Source organism: [Empedobacter] haloabium, assembly GCA_008011715.2.
GTDB classification, from domain to species: domain Bacteria; phylum Pseudomonadota; class Gammaproteobacteria; order Burkholderiales; family Burkholderiaceae_D; genus Rugamonas; species Rugamonas haloabia.
In genome coordinates this window covers 1,857,038-1,874,431 of record CP136508.1, presented here as the reverse complement: position 1 = coordinate 1,874,431, position 17,394 = coordinate 1,857,038, and the positions used below count along the sequence as shown (strand labels likewise).

The 17,394-nt window shown below is 65.1% G+C and carries 25 protein-coding genes and 1 pseudogene; 14 read left to right on the top strand and 12 right to left on the bottom strand.

What is annotated here, in order from left to right; translation table 11 throughout:
* Positions 1-7: 7 nt before the first annotated feature.
* Together E7V67_008155 and E7V67_008150 are read left to right on the top strand one after the other, a co-directional pair.
* On the top strand, positions 8-1,045 hold the full coding sequence (locus E7V67_008155) for an OmpA family protein (protein WUR15067.1): 1,038 nt from the start codon (positions 8-10) through the stop codon (positions 1,043-1,045).
* 153 nt (positions 1,046-1,198) lie between these two features.
* Positions 1,199-2,053 carry a YihY/virulence factor BrkB family protein gene (locus tag E7V67_008150; protein WUR16242.1) on the top strand — a complete coding sequence of 285 codons (855 nt, stop codon included), beginning with the start codon at positions 1,199-1,201 and terminating at the stop codon, positions 2,051-2,053.
* 60 nt (positions 2,054-2,113) lie between these two features.
* Here E7V67_008150 and E7V67_008145 read toward each other — a convergent pair whose 3' ends face one another.
* The 3 genes from E7V67_008145 to E7V67_008135 all read right to left on the bottom strand — a co-directional run bounded on the left by E7V67_008145 (position 2,114) and on the right by E7V67_008135 (position 4,281).
* Complete coding sequence (locus E7V67_008145) at positions 2,114-3,217, bottom strand: AI-2E family transporter (GenBank protein WUR16241.1); 1,104 nt, start codon at positions 3,215-3,217, stop codon at positions 2,114-2,116.
* Positions 3,218-3,352: 135 nt separating this feature from the next.
* Positions 3,353-3,667 carry a BON domain-containing protein gene (locus E7V67_008140; protein ID WUR15066.1) on the bottom strand — a complete coding sequence of 105 codons (315 nt, stop codon included), beginning with the start codon at positions 3,665-3,667 and terminating at the stop codon, positions 3,353-3,355.
* 59 nt (positions 3,668-3,726) lie between these two features.
* Entirely contained in the window at positions 3,727-4,281 is a 555-nt protein-coding gene (locus E7V67_008135; GenBank protein WUR15065.1) for a hypothetical protein, read from the bottom strand.
* A gap of 195 nt (positions 4,282-4,476) precedes the next feature.
* Between E7V67_008135 and E7V67_008130 the strand changes: the two genes are divergently transcribed.
* The 3 genes from E7V67_008130 (at position 4,477) to E7V67_008120 (ending at position 5,582) form a co-directional block, all read left to right on the top strand.
* Entirely contained in the window at positions 4,477-4,923 is a 447-nt protein-coding gene (locus E7V67_008130) for a glycine zipper 2TM domain-containing protein (protein ID WUR15064.1), read from the top strand.
* A gap of 83 nt (positions 4,924-5,006) precedes the next feature.
* Positions 5,007-5,159: a DUF3309 domain-containing protein gene (locus E7V67_008125; protein ID WUR15063.1), complete on the top strand. Its 153-nt coding sequence runs from the start codon at positions 5,007-5,009 to the stop codon at positions 5,157-5,159.
* 51 nt (positions 5,160-5,210) lie between these two features.
* Complete coding sequence (locus E7V67_008120; protein ID WUR15062.1) at positions 5,211-5,582, top strand: hypothetical protein; 372 nt, start codon at positions 5,211-5,213, stop codon at positions 5,580-5,582.
* A gap of 33 nt (positions 5,583-5,615) precedes the next feature.
* Here the strand turns inward: E7V67_008120 and E7V67_008115 are convergent, their stop codons facing one another.
* Complete coding sequence (locus E7V67_008115) at positions 5,616-6,761, bottom strand: patatin-like phospholipase family protein (protein ID WUR15061.1); 1,146 nt, start codon at positions 6,759-6,761, stop codon at positions 5,616-5,618.
* Positions 6,762-6,966: 205 nt separating this feature from the next.
* Here E7V67_008115 and E7V67_008110 point away from each other — a divergent pair, with 205 nt between their 5' ends.
* Entirely contained in the window at positions 6,967-7,203 is a 237-nt protein-coding gene (locus E7V67_008110; protein WUR15060.1) for a helix-turn-helix domain-containing protein, read from the top strand.
* A gap of 2 nt (positions 7,204-7,205) precedes the next feature.
* Entirely contained in the window at positions 7,206-7,370 is a 165-nt protein-coding gene (locus E7V67_008105) for a hypothetical protein (GenBank protein ID WUR15059.1), read from the top strand.
* Between the two features lie 199 nt (positions 7,371-7,569).
* Here the strand turns inward: E7V67_008105 and E7V67_008100 are convergent, their stop codons facing one another.
* The 6 genes from E7V67_008100 to E7V67_008075 all read right to left on the bottom strand — a co-directional run bounded on the left by E7V67_008100 (position 7,570) and on the right by E7V67_008075 (position 10,667).
* Positions 7,570-7,983, bottom strand: coding sequence for a hypothetical protein (locus E7V67_008100; GenBank protein WUR15058.1), 414 nt, complete (start codon positions 7,981-7,983; stop codon positions 7,570-7,572).
* Between the two features lie 10 nt (positions 7,984-7,993).
* Positions 7,994-8,374, bottom strand: coding sequence for a phage holin family protein (locus E7V67_008095; protein WUR15057.1), 381 nt, complete (start codon positions 8,372-8,374; stop codon positions 7,994-7,996).
* 21 nt (positions 8,375-8,395) lie between these two features.
* Positions 8,396-8,698 (bottom strand): DUF883 family protein, encoded by a 303-nt coding sequence (locus E7V67_008090; GenBank protein ID WUR15056.1) that lies wholly within the window; start codon positions 8,696-8,698, stop codon positions 8,396-8,398.
* A 109-nt stretch (positions 8,699-8,807) separates the two neighbouring features.
* Positions 8,808-9,344, bottom strand: a complete 537-nt coding sequence (locus E7V67_008085; protein ID WUR15055.1) for a ferritin-like domain-containing protein — start codon at positions 9,342-9,344, stop codon at positions 8,808-8,810.
* 18 nt (positions 9,345-9,362) lie between these two features.
* Positions 9,363-10,265 (bottom strand): OmpA family protein, encoded by a 903-nt coding sequence (locus E7V67_008080; GenBank protein ID WUR15054.1) that lies wholly within the window; start codon positions 10,263-10,265, stop codon positions 9,363-9,365.
* 15 nt (positions 10,266-10,280) lie between these two features.
* On the bottom strand, positions 10,281-10,667 hold the full coding sequence (locus tag E7V67_008075; GenBank protein WUR15053.1) for a DUF4398 domain-containing protein: 387 nt from the start codon (positions 10,665-10,667) through the stop codon (positions 10,281-10,283).
* A 202-nt stretch (positions 10,668-10,869) separates the two neighbouring features.
* Here E7V67_008075 and E7V67_008070 point away from each other — a divergent pair, with 202 nt between their 5' ends.
* The 3 genes and pseudogenes from E7V67_008070 (at position 10,870) to E7V67_008060 (ending at position 13,742) form a co-directional block, all read left to right on the top strand.
* Positions 10,870-12,945: an AsmA family protein gene (locus E7V67_008070; GenBank protein WUR15052.1), complete on the top strand. Its 2,076-nt coding sequence runs from the start codon at positions 10,870-10,872 to the stop codon at positions 12,943-12,945.
* A gap of 158 nt (positions 12,946-13,103) precedes the next feature.
* A complete protein-coding gene (locus E7V67_008065; GenBank protein WUR15051.1) occupies positions 13,104-13,454 on the top strand; it encodes a BON domain-containing protein in 351 nt (116 codons plus the stop codon).
* A gap of 86 nt (positions 13,455-13,540) precedes the next feature.
* Positions 13,541-13,742 (top strand): annotated as a pseudogene (locus E7V67_008060) (glycine zipper 2TM domain-containing protein).
* Positions 13,743-13,798: 56 nt separating this feature from the next.
* Here E7V67_008060 and E7V67_008055 read toward each other — a convergent pair.
* Complete coding sequence (locus E7V67_008055) at positions 13,799-14,128, bottom strand: ribonuclease E inhibitor RraB (protein WUR15050.1); 330 nt, start codon at positions 14,126-14,128, stop codon at positions 13,799-13,801.
* 74 nt (positions 14,129-14,202) lie between these two features.
* Positions 14,203-14,919, bottom strand: a complete 717-nt coding sequence (locus E7V67_008050) for a Crp/Fnr family transcriptional regulator (protein ID WUR15049.1) — start codon at positions 14,917-14,919, stop codon at positions 14,203-14,205.
* A gap of 204 nt (positions 14,920-15,123) precedes the next feature.
* On the opposite strand from E7V67_008050, the gene E7V67_008045 reads away from it, so the two are divergent.
* From E7V67_008045 to E7V67_008030, 4 genes are all read left to right on the top strand, one after another.
* On the top strand, positions 15,124-15,897 hold the full coding sequence (locus E7V67_008045) for a glycine zipper 2TM domain-containing protein (protein WUR15048.1): 774 nt from the start codon (positions 15,124-15,126) through the stop codon (positions 15,895-15,897).
* 162 nt (positions 15,898-16,059) lie between these two features.
* The gene (locus E7V67_008040) at positions 16,060-16,263 is read left to right on the top strand and encodes a hypothetical protein (protein ID WUR15047.1); all 204 of its coding nucleotides are present in this window, start codon (positions 16,060-16,062) and stop codon (positions 16,261-16,263) included.
* Between the two features lie 149 nt (positions 16,264-16,412).
* Complete coding sequence (locus tag E7V67_008035; protein WUR15046.1) at positions 16,413-16,559, top strand: lmo0937 family membrane protein; 147 nt, start codon at positions 16,413-16,415, stop codon at positions 16,557-16,559.
* An 89-nt stretch (positions 16,560-16,648) separates the two neighbouring features.
* Positions 16,649-17,335, top strand: coding sequence for an OmpA family protein (locus E7V67_008030; GenBank protein WUR15045.1), 687 nt, complete (start codon positions 16,649-16,651; stop codon positions 17,333-17,335).
* Positions 17,336-17,394 lie beyond the last annotated feature (59 nt).

Here is a 17,394-nt window from a genome sequence, read left to right as displayed (position 1 = left end):
GTTATCAGTGAACAAAACCAAAAATATCGCTATCGCCGCAGCACTGCTGTGTGCTTCGTTCGCCGCCCAGGCGCAGGAAGCCGACATCAATCCGAACTGGTACTTCCAGCCCAGCGTCCTGGGCCTGAAGCCTGATTCGGACTGGGCCACCGACAAGACCGGCTACGGCGCCGGCCTGAAGTTCGGCAAGGCCGTGGCCCCGAACTGGGACATCCAGATGGGTTACACCTACGGCCGTTCGCGTGAGAACGGCGCCCGCTACGAACAGCAGACGCTGGGCGTGGACGCCCTCTACATGTTCTCGCGCAAGACCTTCCGTCCGTTCGTGCTGTTCGGTATCGGTGCCGAGCGCGACAAGGAAAACCGCCGCGGCAGCCTGGCTGAACCGCACCGCACGTCGCCGTACGTGAACGCCGGCCTGGGCTTCCAGTCCGTCATCAACGACCGCGTTTCGTTCCAGGCGGACGTGCGCAGCGTGTACGGCTTCATCGGCTCCGATGAATTCCGTCACGACCGTTCCAACAACGTCGTGGCCAACGTCGGCTTCAACTTCGCGTTCGGCCCGTCGCCGAAAGCCGCGCCGGCCCCGGCACCAGCGCCGGCACCGACCCCGATCGCCGAGCAGCCAGCCCCGGTCGCTCCGCCGCCACCGCCACCAGCCCGCTTCGAGAAAGTGACGATGTCGGCCACCGAACTGTTCGAGTTCAACAAGGCGAAACTGCGCGGCGACCAGCCGAAGCTGGACGACATCGCGCGCGTGCTGAACGAAAACACCAGCCTGACCGGCATCACGATCACCGGCCACGCCGACCGTATCGGTTCGAAGCAGTACAACCAGAAGCTGTCCGAACAGCGCGCCGCCGCCGTCAAGCAGTACCTGGTCGGCAAGGGCGTCGCCTCGGATCGCCTGGAAACCCAGGGCAAGGGCGAGGACGAGCCGGTCGTGCAGTGCAACGACAAGAAGCGCGCCGACCTGATCAAGTGCCTGGAACCGAACCGCCGCGTCGAAGTCGAACAGATCACCATCGAACGCCGCGTGCAGTAAGCACACACGCCGCAGCCGGTCCGCGTGGCCGGCCGCGATCATCCATGCAAAAAGGGGCGCTTGCCCCTTTTTGTTTTTGCGGAGGCAAAATTGAGCTGGAGAAAGTTACCCCATATCGCGAAAAAGCTGCCGGAGCTGTCGTACTGCGCCGTCATGGAATGGTTCGACCATCGCGGCAGCAGCAAGGGCGCCGCCCTCGCCTTCTACACCCTGTTTTCGCTGGCGCCCATTCTCGTGCTCGTGATTGCCATTGCCGGCTTCTTCTACGGCAAGGAAGCGGCCCAGGGCGAGCTGTTCAATCAATTGCGCGGCATGATGGGCGCGCAAGGCGCCGAGGCGATCCAGCTGATCCTGGCCGGGGCCCACAACGAGGAGGAAGGGCGCATCGCCACGATCATCGCCGGCGCCTTGCTGCTGTTTGGCGCCACCAGCGTGTTTGCCGAGCTGAAGACGAGCCTGGACGACATCTGGCAACTGCCGCCCGTCACCGACAACACGGTATGGGACACGGTCCGCACCCGGCTGCTGTCCTTCGGCATGGTGCTGGCGTTGGGGTTCCTGCTGCTGACTTCGCTCGTCGTCAGTGCCGCGCTGGAGATCTTCCAGCGCTTCTGGAACAGCTATTGGCCGAATGCCACCTTCATCATCACGCTGGTCAACCACACGATCAGCTTCCTCGTCATTGCGACGATGTTCGGCGTCATCTACAAAATGCTGCCGCGCATCCGGCTGGGCTGGACGGACGTGGTCATCGGCGCCATCGGCACGGCCCTGCTGTTCATGGTGGGGAAATTCGGCATCGGCGCCTATATCGGCAACAGCGGTGTCGCCAGCAGCTTCGGCGCGGCGGGCTCGACGATCGCACTGCTGCTGTGGGTCTATTACTCGGCGCAGATCTTCTTCCTGGGCGCGGAGTTCGCCCGCCAGTACGCGCTGCGGCTGGGCAGCCTGAAGCATCATCCGCGCGATGAGCAAGGGCGGCTGATCGTCAAGAGCAAGAAGGCGTGACACCCGCGGTGGCAGGCACCGATCCGCGATCGGCGCCCGTCACCGGCAGCGTCGTGCGAATTACTCGCCCAGCAGCTCCGCCACCACTTCCATTCCTTCCACCCGCTCGGCCACCACCTTCAGCACGACGATCACGGGCACGCCCAGCAGCAGCCCCCAGACGCCCCACAACCAGCCCCAGAACAGCAGGCTGACGAAGACGGCAGCGGCGTTCATGCGGGCGATGCGGCCCGTCATCCAGGTGGTGACGAAGGTGCCGACCAGGGTGGCGATGCCGAGCGAGGCACCGGTGACCAGCAGCACCATCTGCAGCGATTCGAACTGCAGGAAGGCGACCAGGCCGGTGGCGCTGGTGATCAGGAGCGGGCCGAAGTAAGGCATGATGTGCAACAGCCCCGCCACCACGGCCCACGCGCCCGCGTTCTCCAGGCCGATCGCGCGCAGCACGATCCACATCAGCAGCGCCAGCAGCACGTTGGTAACGAGCAGCATGAACATATAGGCCTGGATCGAGGTATTGATGTCCTCCAGGATGTGGACGGTGATTTTCTTCTTCGACAGCGACGGCCCCGTCAGCTTGACGAGCTTGCGCTTGAACGTGTCGCCGGACAGCAGCAGGAAAAACACCAGGAAGATCACCATCGTGGCCTGGCTGAGGAAGCCCGCCAGGCCGCGCGCGCTGACCCAGACCCAGTCCATCACACGGATGCCGCCGCTGCTGGACTCTACCGTGGCCGGCTGCTGGCGCTTGGCGGCGCGCCGCGCCTGGCTGCCGGCCGTGGCCTGTTCCAGCTCGGTGGCGACCGCCTGGATGCGCGACAGCGTGCTGGTGCTGCCACCGGTGGTCGAGGCCAGCAGGCGCGACAGCTTATGCGTGATGGTCGGCAGCTCGTCGACGATGTTCTCGAATTCACCATGCACCTTGTCCATCGTGACGGCCGAGGCGACGAGGATCGCGGCCGTCACCAGGGTGGCGCCCAGCGCGCGCTTGATGCGCAGGCGCTCCAGCCACGAGACCACGGGATTGAGGGTATAGGCGATGAAGATCCCCAGCAACAGGGGAACCAGGAAATTCTTGGCCCATTGCAGGGCGTACAGGAAGGCCACCGTGGCGATGACGCCCAGGGCCAGGCCGCGCGCATGCACGTGCAGCGGCCAATGCAATTTGCCCGCGACTTCCGTGGCGTCCGGCGACGGTTCAAACGGTGTGCTGTCGACGGGTGTTCCAGGATGGGGCGGGCGGTCCATAGGGCTTGCGGCCGCCGGAACCGCCCGTGGGCGGTACCGGCCGCGTCCTTCTTACTTGACGCGGATGTCGTTCTTGACCGACTTCACGCCCTTCACGCCGCGGGCGATCTCGCCGGCCTTGGTGATGTCGCCAGGCTGTGCCACGAAGCCGGACAGCTGCACGGTACCCTTGAAGGTCTCCACGTTGATTTCGGTCGACTTCAGGGTCGGCTCGTTGAAGATCGAAGCCTTGACCTTGGTGGTCAGCACGGCATCGTCGACGTACTCGCCGGTGCCTTCCTTGGTCGCGCTGCCGGCGCAACCGACGACGGAGAACACGGTGGCAGCGGTGAAGACTGCGGTAACGATTTTTTGAGCGATTTTCATGATGTTTCTCCTTCTTGGTGTGGTCAAAAAATGCCCGGGAACGAGCTGTGGTCAGCCGGTCAGTAACCGAACTGGGTTTTCGCGGCCGAGACGCACTGCTCCTTGGCCGTGCCGGACAAGGCGTCGCATTTTTCGGCGGCCACCTTGTACTCGGCGATTCGTTTGTCTTCGCGCGCATTGCTGCGCGCCTCGATCACTTTCTTGTCGGCCCGCGCGTCGGCCAGCGCCGCCGTGCGCGTCGCCTTGGCCTGCCGGATGCAGACGTCCTTGGCGTTGCCGGCCAGCGCTTCGCAGCGGCTGTGGTCGACCGCATAGTCGGCCTCGGCGATATCCTTGCGCGCTTTCGTGTAGGCGCGCAGCGTGTTCTTGTATTGCGCCGTTGCATCCGCCTCGGCCCGCACCCGGGCGGCCTTCGCCTCGGCCACGCAGACGTCCTTGGCATTGCCCGCCAGCGCATCGCAGCGCACCCTGGCCGCCTTGTACTCGCTCGCGGCAGCCTGTTTGGCGTTGCGGTACAGCGCTTTTGCCTCCGGCGTGGCCGCGGCCATGGCACTCGTATGCATCAGCACGCTTGCCGCCGCCAGCATCCACGCGGCACGAAATGTGGACTTCATGTTCTCTCCGACCAATCCTGTGTTGTTTTGCTGCGATGACAACAGTGTGCAACAGTTGCGCTAGCGTTTCTGTTCGCTGGCGAACATAGCTGCATTTTTTGCAACAGCACACCCGGCGGGACAAGGTGCGGCATCGCACAGACCTCTGCCAGCCGACGTGGATAAAGTGTCACCACAAATCTCGAGGAGGACACGATGAAAACCACACAAGCACTTTCCGCTGTGATGGTCGCGGTTGCCGCACTGACGACCGGCTGCGCCAGCACCAGCAATCCGACCGATACCAGCTATTCCACCCGCGCCGACGCGTCCACCTACGGCACGATCGAATCGATCCAGGTGGTGCGCGTCGATCCGGCCACCAGCGGCGCGGGCGCCGTTGCCGGCGGCCTGGTCGGCGCACTGGTGGGCAACCAGATCGGCTCGGGCAGCGGCCGCACGGCCGCCACGGCAGCCGGCGCCATCGGCGGTGCGCTGGTAGGCAACCAGGTCGAATCGAACCGCAACGCCCCGCACGATGTCTACCAGATCAACGTGCGCCTGGACAACGGCGACTATCGCACCGTGAACCAGGACAGCGCGTACGACCTGCGTGCCGGCAGCCGGGTGCGCCTGGTCGACGGCCGCGTGTACCGGTACTGACGAGGGCGCGTCCCGGCGGCCCGCGGCACGCCGCCGGGACGGCCGCTTCGACCATCCCCCCATAATCACAACAAGGAGCATCCATGGGCACCATTCTTCTGATCATCCTGGTCCTGGTCCTGATCGGCGCACTGCCGACCTGGCCCCACAGCCGCAACTGGGGCTATGCGCCCAGCGGCATCGCAGGGCTGATTGTCGTGATCCTGCTGATCATGTTACTGACCGGCAGGTTGTAAGCACATCCGGGGGCGCGTCAGCGCCCCTTGTCACTTTTGGAAGGAGTCAACATGAACAAGAGCTTGATTGGTGCGCTGCTGGCCGGCGCGCTCGCGGCCGGCATGTGTGCCGGTGCCGCCGGCCAGACGACGCCGGCCGAGGTAGCACAGCATCAGAAACAGGAACTGGCGCGCGGCGAGCCGGCCCGCTGGATGAAGGAAGACCGCACCATCGAGGCCCAGATCGCCACCAAGAAAAAGGAGATCGGCGCAGCCCTGAACGAGGCGCTGGCCGAGTGCAAGCGCATGCAGGCGGGTGAGCGCGGCAGCTGCGTCAAGGAAGCGCGCCAGACCTACAAGGACGACATGGCCCACGTGCGCGAACTGGTCACGGTATCGAACCAGATGGCGGGCAAGGTCGAGACGACCGGACCGTCCGAATAAGCCCTGCCGGCGGCGCGATGGCGCCGCCGGCCATCAGGCCACCCGTTCCACGGGCGGCAGCTCGTGCACGACCAGCGGCGTATCGTCCGCCACCCAGTGCAGCCAGCCGGCGGCCTCGATGGCGCGCAGCGCGTCGCGGTAGCCCTGGTCCCAGCGCCACTCGATCGAGCCCTTGGAAAAATTGATGTCCTTCATGGCCATCTGCCAGTCGCGTCCCGCGTATGGCAAGCGCACCACGTGCAGCGTGCTGCCGCAACCCAGCGCGTCCAGCTCGCGTGCGCCCTGCGCACTCTTCTCCCGGTCCGGCAGGGCCGCGTACAGCTCGCGCAGCTTGTGCTGCAGGCGCCGTGTGTTGACGTAATCCTCCAGGTGGCGGCGCGACCGCGACGCGAACGTCACGTCCTTCTGGCGCGTCTGCACCTCTTCCAGCGTGCGCGGTTCCGGCCCCTCGGCGCTCCACAGGTCCACCATGAAGCACAGGGTATCGACCTGCGAGCGGTCGTCCAGCACGGTTTCCAGCGGCGTGTTCGAATACAGGCCACCGTCCCAGTACAGCTCGCCATCGATGCGCACCGGTGCAAAGCCCGGCGGCAACGCACCGCTGGCGCGAATGTGCTCGGCACAGATATTGGCGTCGCGGCTGTCGAAGCTGACCAGCGAGCCGCAGCGCACCCGCAGCGCGTTGACGGTCAGGCGCATGCCTTCCGGGCTGTTCAGGTAGTCGAAATCGACCAGTTCCTTCAGCGTGGCCGTCAACTCCCCCGTGTCGTAGAAGCTGGCCTCCTCCGGTGTGACCGGCAGGCCGGCGGCAAACATGCCGAATGGCCGCGGCTTGAAGAAACCGGGCACCCCACGCCACAGCGTGTCCAGGGTCGACAGCCAGATATTGGCGCGGCGCTGGTCGTCCGACAGCCGCACCGGATCGACGGCATCGCGGTGCGCCACCCTGTCCCAGAACTGGCGCAGCCGGCGCAGACGGTCGGGCTGGCGGTTGCCAGCCAGCAGCGCCGCATTGATGGCGCCGATCGAGGTGCCGACCACCCAGTCCGGCGTCAGGTTGTGCTCGTGCAGCGCGTGATAGACGCCGGCCTGGTAGGCGCCCAGTGCGCCGCCGCCCTGCAGCACCAGCACGACGCGCAGGCCGGCCGGGTTCAGCCGGTGTTCCGCTCCTTCCGCCACGGGTGCTCCTTTCGCAATGTCGGCAAATGAGTGGATTGTAGCGCGCAAGGTTGGGACATGGCGCGTGCCCTTCTTCTTACCGACCGGGAAGCTTCTGAACAGATCCAGTGGAATTTTTCACCTTTCTTACCGCTCGATCAGTTTCCGCCTCGCCCTCACTCTTTCGGCTTTAATCTTACCGATCTAGCATATTCGGAGGCGGCGGATGAACGATAACAAAAGGGATGACGATACGTCCATCGAATCGGTACGCCAGTTGGGCGAGCTCGTCCGAGCTGCCCGTAAGCAACAACAAATGACCCAGGAAGACGTCTCCGGCCTGGCTGGGCTGGGCAACCGTTTCATTATCGACCTGGAACGCGGCAAGGAGACGATTCAGATGCAGAAGGCACTCGACGTCATGCGGTTGCTGGGGCTCGAGCTGATCGTGCGGAAAGCCTGACGATGAACACCGCGTCACTCCCCGCCGCCTTGTCGGTGTTCGGCCCGGCAGGGTTGATCGGCACCTTGCTGCCGACAGAGCCGCTGAGTTTTCGCTACGACGAGACGTGGCTGGACACCCCGGCGGCACTTTCGAACAAGCCGTTCAATTTATCGAAGGAAACTTAGCGGTGTCGTTGAGCGAACTGACTTAGCCTTAAGGCAGGCTGGATTACGTGTGTCTGTAACTCAGAGGGGACTCGGAGCACAAACACGCTTCTGACCGCAAGCCACGGGAAGCAAAACAAGCCGCCGCCTTCTTCTTGAGAGCGCCATAAAAAAACGCTGCCGAAGCAGCGTTTCATCCAACGGCCAAGGCCATCGGCGCTCAGTACGTAACGGTAACCTTGCGTTTCCTGCGGTAGTACCACCCTGCCACGGCGGCAGCAACGGTACCAACAGCCAAGGCCGGCTTGGTCAGGCGGCGCTTCGAGATGAAGGACGCCACCGTGATCGCCACCGGCATCAGGGCCTTGTAGTTGATACCGCCAAGCATGCCGCCCAGGCCGGAGCCGTCGCCGCCGCTCATGCCGGCCGTCTTGGCCGCCAAAATGCCCGCGAAGCGCGCCTGCACGGCCGCGATGGCCATGTCGACGGCGCCGTGCAGCAGCACCTCGGGATGCAGGTTCTGCGCCACCATGTGCTTCGAGTGCGCGACGCCCAGGCGGTGCAGCTCGCCCTCCTTGATCAGCCTGGCCTTGGCGGCCGCATAGCCCGCCTCGTTCTCGTATTTGTCGCTCATCGCTATCCTTTCACAGCAACATGTCGCGGTCAGCCTTCAGCTCGGCCATCGTGGCGGACAGCGCCAGCCGGCCTTGCCGGATCAGCTTCTTGATCGACATGATCAGAGCCGCCGCGATGATGACGAAGACGACCGCCAGGATCAGCAGGATCTTCCAGCCCAGCTCGGCCCACACGAGGTAGATCAGCGTGGCGGTCCCGAAGGCGATGGCGAACCACGCGGCCAGCACCGACAGCGCGAACAGCACCGACAGCTGGACCAGGTGATTGCGCACTTCCGACAGTTCCAGCGCGGCCAGTTCGACCCGCGACAAGACCAGCCGCAGGCTGTTTTTCGCTACCCCGGCCAGCGAGGCGATCAGGCCGGGCGGATGTGGCTCGGAGTGTTCCATGTCGTCTCCAGCCACGGCCACTTATTTGCGGCCCACGATCACGCCGACCAGCAGGCCGACGCCCGCTGCCACGGCGATCGAACGCCATGGGTTCTCCTTGACGTAGGCATCGGTGCTGGCGGCAGCCTGCTTGCCCGTCTCGACGGCTTTCACCTGGGCTTCCTGGGCACGGGCCAGGGCCGAATCGAGCGCGCGCATGCCGCGACCACGCAGTTCCTCGGCCTTCTCGCCCGTCAGCGCGGTGGCGGCGGTGAACAGGGCCTGTGCATCCTTGACCAGCGTTTTCACGTCGTTGTTTACGGTACTGATGTTATTTTCCAGCATGATGATGCTCCTTTATTGGCAGTATGGGAGGCTCGCCTCCCTTAAGTGAAAACTGAAGGTAAAACCGGGCAGCGCGAGTATCGGCTCGCGCTGGCGTTCCCGCAAGTGCTTACTCCAGCAGATCGCGCATGTCGTCCGCGTGCTCTTCCTCTTCAGCCATGATCTTGATCAACAGCTGTTTCGTCACGGGATCGGTCTCGCCGATCTGCTCGATCATCTGGCGGTAAGCCTCGATCGCCACGCGCTCGGCGATCAGGTTGGCACGGACCATCGACTGTACTTCCATCGACTCATCATACTCGGCGTGACTGCGTGCCAGCAAGGTCGCGGGGTTGTAGTCGGGCTGGCCGTTCAGCTGGACGATGCGTTCGGCCAGCCAGTCGGCGTGCTGCTCTTCCTCGTTGGCATGCTCGAGGAACTCCGCCTTGATGCCCGAGTTGGCACGGCCGCTGACCGTGTAGTAATGCCGCTTGTAGCGGTTGATGCAGACCAGCTCGGTGGCCAGCGCGTCGTTCAGCATTTTCAGCACGGCTTCGCGGTCGCCCTTGTAGCCTGCCGTGACCGGACCGTCCGCCATGTTCTGCGCGGCGGCCCGGATGGCCGCGGTATCGATGCCGCTGGCCTGGGTAGGGGTGTTGTCGGACATGATCTTCCTAAGTAAAAATTAACGACGGGCCTGGATCGGCTTGCCGGCTTCGGACAGCACGATCTCGACGCGGCGGTTCAGCTGGCGGTCGCCGGCCGAGTTGTTGCTGGCAACCGGATACGCTTCGCCATAGCCACGCGTGTCCACGCGGCTGCGCTCGATGCCCATCTGCGCCAGCGCGGCGCGCACGGCTTCGGCGCGGCGTTGCGACAGCTCCAGGTTGTGCGCGGTGGAGCCGGTGCTGTCGGTGAAGCCTTCCACCAGCACGGTGCGGTCCGGGTTGTCGCGCAGGATGTTGGCCAGCTTCTGCACGGTCGCCATGCCGCTCGACGTCAGCACGGCCTGGTCGGTGTTGAACAGCACGTCGCCCAGGGTGACGACCATGCCGCGCTCGGTCTGCTTGGCCTTCAGTTCGGCCAGCTGGGCGGCCAACGCGGACGCCTGGGCCTGCGCATCGCGCGTGGCGGCCGTGGCCTGCTCCGCCTGGGCCTTGGCGGCCTCGGCGTCGCGCTGGGCCTGCTCGGCGTTGCGGCGGGCAGCTTCGGCCTCGGCGGTACGGGCCTGCAGGCGGATCTTCTCGCGTTCCTGCGCCGAGCTGGCCAGGTTCGCTTCGGCCTGCTTGGTGCGCGCCACTTCCTGCGCGGTGGCGATCTTGGTCTTGGCCAGGCTGGCCAGCTGGTCGATCTTGGTCAGGTCCTCGCGGTTCGACGCGGCTGTGTTGGCGGCGTTCAGCGCTTCCGTCGCGGCCTTGAACTCGTTCGGCGCGTATTGCGCCACCGAGCTGTTCTGGGCAGCGGTGTAGTCGCTGCGGGCCTGGTCCAGCGTGCTGGTCGTCACAGGGGTGGAGCTGCAGGCCGACAGGGCCAGTACCATCGACAGCACCAGCGGCGTGACGGCTTTTTGCGTGAAGGTCTTGTTCATCGTGTGCTCTCCTTCTTACTTGTTGGCGCTGTTGGCGCGATCCAGTTCCTCGCGCAACACGCGGATATTTTCCTGGACGGCATCGGCGGCGCTGGTGGCCTTGGCGGACGTCGCCTTGCTCTGCGCCAGCTTCGCTTCGGCCTGGGCCTGCGTCGCCAGTTCGGAAGCGAGCTTGTAGTCGCGTTCCTTCAGGGCCTGGTTGGCGCGCGCGAACTTCTCGCGGGCGGACGTCAGCTCGGCGGGTGCCAGCTCGGCGGCGCCGGCCTGGGCCGCGCTTTCGACGGCGGCCTGCGAGACGGCCACGTCGGCCGTCGCGGGGGCTTTCTGGCTGGCACAAGCCGACAGCAACAATGCGGAAACCACGGTTGCCGCGACTGCCGGCAGGGTAAGACGAGGGCTCATTCTTTTTCTCCTCTGAAGTTGAACGGTCGTGATGGTGAAGTTATAGCCTAACGGACAACATCCCTTCAGTACGCTGCCGCACATATGGCAGCAAGCGTGCGCACGCCGCAAAGTGTGGCTACTTACGGTGCGGAACCGCACATTGCTTGCGAAAGCCATCGTGTAAGGTCGTCAGGCGTATCCAAAACAGAAAGGCTCTGCCATGACAATGCCTCGTCGAACCAAGATCGCGCTGGCCGTGGGCGGCACCGTCGTCGCCATCCCCGCCATCGCCCTCGTCGTCTTGCTCAACTATGACTGGAACAAGGCGCGCCCCTGGCTGAACGCGAAGACCAGCGAAGCCATCGAGCGCCCGTTCGCCATCCGCGGCGACCTCTCCCTGACGTGGGAAAAGCAGCCGCGCGCGCCACAGGACCGCAGCTGGCGCGACTGGATCCCCTGGCCGCACCTGGTGGCGCGCGATGTGCACCTGGGCAATCCGACCGCCATGGTGGGCAAGGATGGCGTGCCGGCCGACATGGCCAGCGTGGACGCCGTGTCGTTCTCGCTCAACCCGTTCGCGCTGCTGCACCAGACGATCTCGATCCCCGAGCTGGCGTTCCGCTCGCCCAGCGTCTACCTGCGCCGCACGGCCGACGGCAGCAACAACTGGACGTTCGAAAAAAAGGAAAAGAAATCGAAGTGGGAGCTGGACCTGGACCGCGTCGTGTTCAGCAAGGGCAGTATCCGCTTCGTCGACGGTGTCGAGCACATCGACGCCACCGCGCAGGTCGACACGCTGGACAACGATCGCAAGTACGGTGTCGGCTGGAAGCTGTCGGGCCAATGGAACGACGCGCCCATCAGCGGCACCGGCAAGACCGGCGCCGTGCTGTCGCTGCAGGATGCGAGCGTGCCCTTCCCCATCCTGGCGGATGCCAAGATCGGCCTGGTCTCGGTGGCCGCCGAAGGCACGCTGGTCAATCCTGCCAAGCTGGCCGGCATCGACATGAACCTGAAGGTGTCCGGCGCCAGCATGGCGCGGCTGTACCCGATCACGGGCCTGGTGCTGCCGGAGACGCCGCCGTTCTCCACGCATGGCCACCTGGTCGGCCAGCTGGCCAAGGGCAACAGCAAGTGGACCTACGATAACTTCGTCGGCAAGGTGGGCTCGTCCGACATCGGCGGCAAGCTGGCCTACCAGCAAAAGAAGCCGCGCGGCCACCTGACCGGCACCGTGCATTCGAAGCTGCTGCAGTTCGCCGACCTGGGTCCGCTGATCGGCGCCGACTCGAACGAGAAGAAGAAGGAACGCGGCGTCGAGGCCGTGCAGCCGGCCGACAAGGTGCTGCCGGTCGAGAAGTTCCGCACCGAACGCTGGACCAGCATCGACGCCGACGTCAGCTTCAAGGCCGACCGCATCACGCGCACGGCGCAACTGCCCATCAGCAAACTGTACACGGAGTTCCACCTGAACGACGGCGTGCTGAAACTGACGCCGCTGAACTTCGACTTCGCCGGCGGCAGCATGGCGTCCACCGTCAAGCTGGACGGCAGCGGCAAGCAGGTCAAGGACGCGATCGCGGCCAACCTGGACGTCAAGGGTCGCCACATCAAGATCAAGGAGCTGTTCCCGAACGTGGAGCAGATCAAGCAGGCCACGGTGGGCGAAATCAACGCGGAGGCCAGGCTGTCCGCCACGGGGAACTCGGTGGCCACGCTGCTGGCCGCGTCGAACGGCGAGGTCAAGGCGACCGTCAGCCAGGGCACGATCAGCAAGATGCTGCTGGAGCAGATGGGCCTGAACGTGGGCAGCATCGTCGTGACGAAGCTGGTGGGCGACAAGCCGGTGCAGATGAACTGCCTGGCCGGCGACTTCGCCGTGACGAACGGCGTGGCGCAGACGCGCTCGTTCATCGTCGACACGACCGACGCCACCCTGCACATCAATGGCGCCGTCAGCCTGGCGGACGAGAAGATGGACCTGACCCTGAAGCCGGACAGCAAGGGCCTGCGCATCGTCTCGCTGCGTTCGCCGATCTACGTGCGCGGCAGCTTCAAGCAGCCCGACGTTGCCATCGACAAGGGCGTGCTGGCGATGCGTGCTGGCGGCGCCATCGCGCTGGCCACGCTGGCGGCGCCGGTGGCCGCCGTGATTCCGCTGATCCACGGCGGTGGCGGCGGCGTGGACTGCGCCAAGCTGCTGGCGCAGTCGACAGCAAAGCCCTCGGCACCGCCGCCGGGCAAGCAATTGCCGGCCTCGAAGCGGCCGACCGCCGAGCAGGTGAAAGGCAAATGAAGCGCACCGAAGCGAGCCGAAGCGCGACAAAAGGGTAACAAACCGTTACTGGGTGCGATGGCGAACAGAACGGTTTATACCCTTTTCTTATCCTGAAACCGTTGATGCAGCAGCGTCGGCTGCGCAGCGAAAACATCATTCGAGACAAGGAGCGTGCAATGAACAACCTGACTTCCCTGCCGACCATCGTGTCCGGCCTGGTGCTGGCCACGCTGGTGGCATGCGCCTCGACCAATGCCCCGGCGCCGGCCACCGGCGCCTTGGCCAATTCGTCCAACAGCGCCGCCGTCACCGACGCGGCGCTGACGAACAGCGTGCTGGCGGGCCTGGCCCAGCAGCCAGGCATCAATCCGGCCGACATCGCCGTGGAAAGCTATGACGGCGAAGTACGCCTGTCCGGCTTCGCGGCCAGCCAGCAGGAGATCGACACCGCCGTGGCTGCCGCCCGCAGCGTGGCCGGCGTGAAGGTGGTCAGGAACGACATGAAGCTCAAGGACGCCGCGAAGTAATCCACCCTGCTTAACGCAATGACTCAAGTGCCCGTGCAACGGGCCGCTCACCCAAGGAGAACATCATGAATGCCAAACAGATCGCAATGCGTCTCACCATCGCCGGCGCCGTCATGGGCCTGACCGCCTGCTCCGGCATGTCCACGCAGGACCGCAACACGGCCATCGGCGCCGGCGTCGGCGCCGTGGCCGGCCTCGGCCCTGTCGGGCGGCTCGGCGCTGGGCACGGTCGGCGGCGCGGCCGTCGGCGGCGTCATCGGCAACCAGACCAGCAAGCCGAGCCGCTGATACCACCACGTATCGACACCGGGGACAGGCCGCGGCCTGTCCCCTTGGGTTTTTACTCAAGCATTTGCACCCCACGAATCGCACCACCCGCCGAACGGCGCCGCCAGCTCGGTCGCGGCGCGCTGCACCGACGTGACGAGCTCATAGCTGACGCGGCTCGTGACGACGAACTGGACGAAGCGGTCGCCATCTTCCGCCTCCACGCATTCGACGTCATCGTAATGCTTGCGCAGCTCGGCCAGCAGCGCTTCCTCAGGGGGCCACTCTTCCACGTCCACATTGAATTCGATCGGCACCTCGGCGGAGAAGTCGAATCCACTTTCCGCCAGCAAGCGCAACACCTCGCCATCGGCATCGTCCGGCCAGGTTTCCACACGTTTGTACATGACTACCACCTCCACAGGGTTCAAGACCGCCATGGTAGCAGGCAGGAAGAGCCGATCAGGGGATCAGTGCGCGCTCAACGATCCTTCACGAGGTCGTAACAGCGGCATGACACCGCCTCCAACCCGTTCGAATCGAGGATCTCGATATTGCCGCGGCTATAGGAGATCAGCTTCTGGTTCTGCAGCGCGCTGGCGGCCTTGGTGACGCCGACGCGGCGCACGCCCAGCGAGTGCGCCAGGAACTCGTGCGTCAGGTGGAATTTCTCCGATTGCAGGCGGTCGCGCGTGACGAGCAGCGAACGGGCCAGGCGCGCCTCCAGCACGTGGAAACGGCTGCAGACGGCGATCTGGATCGCCTGCGCCAGCAGCGTATCGGTATAACGGTGCAGCAGGTGCTGCAGCGATTCCATGCGTCCGGCGCGGGCGGCGAATTCGGCCGCGCTCATGCGCAGGGCGCGGCCGGCGCGCTGCACGACGGCGCGCACCTGCGCCTCGTCGTTGCCCAGCGCGGCGGAAGCGCCGATCATGCCTTCGCGGCCGACCGAGCCCACCTCGAGCGTCATGCGCCCTTCGGCGACGGCGAGCAGCGAGACCAGGGCGTCGATGGGGAAATACACGTGTTGGATCGTCTGCCCGGGCTCGAACAGGACATCGCCCACTTCGGCATCGATCGTCTCGCAACAGGCTTCGAGCTGGGCCAGGTCGTCCTCGGGAAGGTTGGCCAGCAATCGGTTACCGGGCGTGACCATCGAAGCGTGGCTGCTGTGCGCGGTGTCAAAGTTCAGATTCATCGGTAAGCCTGATAGGTTGGCATGTGCACAAGTTAGGAAAGAGCGTAACGACTCTCAATTCCCATGTATGTACGGTGACGCACGGAACATGCTGATGACGGGAAGGACAATGCCAGCAAAGGCTCGCGCGATCCTTCACCCCACGCTTTCCTGCGTCTTTCCTGCGTTTCACCCGCGCGCGGCCGCCACAAAAAGGGACCCATCATGAACCATCCAAGCACCCCACCGACCCGTCACAACCTGCACCCCGTGCTGCTGATCGCGGCCGTCGTGTTCATCCTGTTCTGCGGCGTCGGCATTGCCGCCTTCATGGGCTGGCTGCCCTCTTCCGACAAGGCCGGCCGGCCCGACCAGCTGGTCACACCACCGGCCGAGCAACTGGCCACGGCACCGTACTCGCCGCCCGGCCCGGCCACGCAATCGAGCCAGTACGCCGCCGGCGCCGGCACCATCAACGGCGTCTCCACATCGGGCAGCGGCGCGCTGGGCACCAGCGGCGGTTCGGGCGACGTGATCGCCTCGCCCGTCGTGCCGGCCTCCGAGCCGCGCCGTGCGGCGCCGGTGCGCGACGAAGCGCTGCAGCGTGAACGCGAGCGCGAGCGCGCACAGGAACGCGCCGCCGAACGCAAGCATGCGGCCACGCCCGTCTGCAAGTCGTGCGGCATGGTGGAAAGCGTCAGCGAAACGAAGGCCCGCGCAGCCGGCAGCGGCATGGGCGCGGCCGGCGGTGCCGTCGTCGGTGGCCTGCTGGGTCGCCAGGTCGGCGACGGCAAGGGCCGCGACCTGGCGACGATCGCCGGCGCCATCGGCGGCGCCGTGGTCGGCAACCAGGTCGAAGGCAATATGAAAGCGACCAAGAAGTACGACGTGACGGTACGCATGAACGACGGCGAACTGCGCACCTTCCACACCGATTCGCCCGTGTGGCGCCAGGGCGACCAGGTGAAAGTGGTGAACGGCATGCTGCAGTCGCGCTGAACCTCGCCGACCGACAGCGGTCCAAGCCCTGTGGCGTGCCACGGGGCTTTTTTTTGCTGTGTACGGCAGCGAACAGAGCCCGCTCGACAGCCGCCGACACAATGGCTTCACGCTGCGGCATCGCGTACGACGAACAAGCGCAACCATCAATGGGAGGAAACGATGAACAGGATGACCTGGGGCTGGCTGATCGCGCTGGGATTGCTGTTGGCGCGCATGGGCTTCGTGGAACTGGAGACGGCCGAGGCGGCCGTGCCGGAGTGGACCATCATGCTGCTGCTGACGGGCGGGCTGGTGATCGGCCTGTTCGGCGTGACTGGGCTGCTGGGCTTGCTCGGCTGGGTACCGCGGCTGGGCGACAAGTAATTGCTGTTGTGTTGGAAAATTGCCAATGCTTTTTTCGCCAGTGTACGGCACCGAACAGAAGCCAGCAGTGGCGACGCCGATAATGATTTCCACGACGGCGACGCATCATACCGCCGGATAATTTCAACTTGAGACGAGAGGATCCGATCATGCTTTACACTATTGCTGTAGTACTCATCATTCTGTGGCTGCTGGGTCTGGTCACGTCGTACACCATCGGCGGTTTCATCCATATCCTGCTGGTCGTGGCCGTCATCATGATCCTGCTGCGCCTGATCAGCGGACGCGGCGTCTAGCTTGATTAGCGACACCGACAGCGGCGCTGCATGAGAATGCACGCCGCTGTGTTTTTTTGTGGCACACCATAACAAGGAGGAACAGGCCCATGAACATCCTGAATGAAACCTGCAAGAAGGCAGTGGCAGGCGCTGTCGCGCTCGCCATGACGGTCGGCGCGACCGGCTGCGCGGACATGAATCCCGAACAGCGCGGCACGGCCACCGGCGCCGGCATCGGCGCCGGCCTGGGCGCGATCCTGGGCGCCTCGACGAGCGGCGGCGGCGGTGGCCGCGCCGCCGGCGGCGCCGTGCTGGGCGCGGCCGTGGGCGCGGTGGCCGGCAATATCTGGTCGAAGCGCATGGAAGCGCAGAAGAAAACGATGGAACAGGCCACCCAGGGCACCGGCGTGCAGGTCACGCAGACGGCAGACAACCGCCTCAAGATGGAAATCCCGAGCGACATCTCGTTCGACACCAACCGGGCCGACATCAAGTCCAACTTCCGCCCGATCCTGGACCGCTTCGCCACCACGCTGAACGAAAACCCGGCCACGACCGTGACGATCATCGGCCACACGGACAGCACCGGCAACGACGCGATCAACCAGCCGCTGTCGGTCGAGCGCGCCTCGCACACGCGCGACTATCTGGCCACCAAGGGCGTGTCGCCCACCCGCATCGTCGTGGAAGGCCGCGGCGCGCGCGAGCCGATCGCATCGAACGACGACAACAGCGGCCGTGCCCGCAATCGCCGCGTGGAGATCTACGTGGCCGAGGCGGCTCCGCGCAGCTGAGGTCCGCCGGCACGATCCACTACCCGGCCGCCGGCGCGGCCGGCATTCCGACAGGAGAC